Annotated in this window: 2 protein-coding genes; both read right to left on the bottom strand. The window is 63.5% G+C overall.

The features are described from left to right. Window positions 1-317: 317 nt before the first annotated feature. Window positions 318-542 (bottom strand): DUF397 domain-containing protein, encoded by a 225-nt coding sequence (locus RKE29_RS30130; RefSeq protein ID WP_312008879.1) that lies wholly within the window; start codon window positions 540-542, stop codon window positions 318-320. Between the two features lie 7 nt (window positions 543-549). After that, a complete protein-coding gene (locus RKE29_RS30135) occupies window positions 550-918 on the bottom strand; it encodes a DUF5753 domain-containing protein (RefSeq protein ID WP_312008880.1) in 369 nt (122 codons plus the stop codon). Between the last annotated feature and the right edge of the window lie 32 nt (window positions 919-950).

Genomic DNA, 950 nt, shown 5'->3' on the forward strand with positions numbered 1-950 from the left:
GTGGGGCTCCGCACGGCTCACGGACACCTATGAGCAGTTCCAGCCCGTCATCGAAGCCGTCGGCCATACTCCCGGCTACCAGTGGTGAGGCGGGGAACGTCCTGGGGTAGGGGCTGGGGCAGCCGGGCGGCGGGAGTCCCCGAGCGGCAGGACCCCCCGTACGGGCGGCCCCTGCCGCCCGCGTGAACGCCTCTCGCGGGACCGCCGACAGCACGGGCGGTGCGGGGACTGACCGGTCAGAGCGGCACGCCGGGTGGCGAGGCGGCCCCCGCCGATTTCAGGGCGAGGACCGCCGCTGGCTGACGAACCGTCAGAGATCAGGCGTCGAGCATGTCCGCGCGTTTCACGGTCGCAATGAAGGCAACCCACGCGTCCGCCGGGAAGGATACGGCCGGACCATGCGGGTCCTTGCTGTCTCGCACGGGGGCGATCCCGGGAAAGCCGTCGGCTACCTCGATGCAATTTCCGTTGTCGATGCCGCTGTAACTTGACTTCCGCCAAGGGCTGATTGCGGACGCGTCAGGAATTCGACTGCTCGCCATTTCCGTATTATTTCAAGTAGTGACGGATCAGGTCGAGTGATTCGGTTTTGGAGAGAGCTTGCGAACACGCCATCTCGAATAACTGGATCAGCTCGACAATCTTCCTTGGCGATTCTACAGGCTCGGCCGTCTTGAGGCTCTCGACCGCACCGACCATTCCGCCTTCCTTCAGGGCCAGGATGGTCAGGTTTCCGCCCAACATGGGGTGAGCCCTCTGGGTGAACGGAAGAACCTGTACCGTTATATGCGGGTTTTCCGCCGCTTGGAGCAGGTACTCAAGCTGCACCCGCATAACCCTGTTGCCGCCGATGGGCCGCTTTAATGCCGCTTCGTCTATGATTGACCAATAAAACGGCGGTTCAGCGCGGCCGCGCACCGTTCGGGTGTGTCAAGTTAACGGCTGATCTT

Source organism: Streptomyces sp. B1866 (assembly GCF_031932565.1).
Classification (GTDB): Bacteria; Actinomycetota; Actinomycetes; order Streptomycetales; family Streptomycetaceae; genus Streptomyces.